The sequence below is a fragment of the Lactobacillus helveticus DSM 20075 = CGMCC 1.1877 genome (assembly GCF_000160855.1).
GTDB lineage: Bacteria > Bacillota > Bacilli > Lactobacillales > Lactobacillaceae > Lactobacillus > Lactobacillus helveticus.
The window spans coordinates 118,425-119,255 of the sequence record NZ_GG700757.1 but is presented as its reverse complement, the minus strand read 5'-3'; the positions used below and the strand labels follow the sequence as shown (position 1 = coordinate 119,255).

Below are 831 nucleotides of genomic sequence, written 5' to 3'. Positions count from 1 at the left end.
GTTTTTCCTTTACTCTTTTTTATACTTTTTTAGGAAAATTAGGTGAAAAAGTGGGTATTTTTAGCAAATTAGGATGGTTTTTTAAACAGGAAAAGAAGCGCTATATTATTGGGATTACTTTTTTAGCGTTGACTTCACTAGCTAACTTAATTCCTCCGAGAGTTTTAGGCTTAATGGCATACCAATTAGACAAGGGTCACGTTTCCTGGAGCGAATATGCTGCATTAATTATTGCCGTTTTAGCGGCTGCTTTTACTCTTTATATTTTGAGTTACTTTTGGCGAAAGCAAATTTGGGGTGGGGCTGCTGAGCTTGAACGTCAAATGCGCTCAAAACTGTTTGATCATTTCATGATCATGGATCGAACTTTTTATCAGAGACACCGAACTGGAGACTTGATGGCTCATGCCACCAATGATGTGAGTGCCATTCAAAATGTAGCTGGTGATGGCGTGTTGACTCTAGTTGACTCATTAGTCATAGGTTTATCGACAATGGTTGCCATGATTATTTTTGTGGATTGGCGATTAACGATCGTTGCATTGTTGCCTTTGCCATTTTTGGCTCTTGGTGCCTGGAAATTAGGTGATCATTTACACGATGCATTTGATAAATCACAAGCAGCATTCTCACGGTTAAATAATAAAACTCAAGAATCAATTACTGGGATTAAAGTATTAAAGACATTTGGTCAAGGCAAAGAAGATACAGCTGCTTTCGATAAAATGGTCGATGATACGATTAAAATCAATAAAAAAGTTTTTGTGTGGGATTCATTATTTGATCCCTTAGGTACGGCAATTATTGGAGCTACTTATGCAATCACAATTA

The 831-nt window shown here is 36.9% G+C and carries 1 protein-coding gene; it reads left to right on the top strand.

Annotation, left to right across the window (positions count from 1 at the left end; all coding sequences use genetic code 11):
• Positions 1 to 50 precede the first annotated feature (50 nt).
• The coding region (locus HMPREF0518_RS07430; protein WP_035518314.1) for an ABC transporter transmembrane domain-containing protein at positions 51 to 831 on the top strand (781 nt) is incomplete at its 3' end.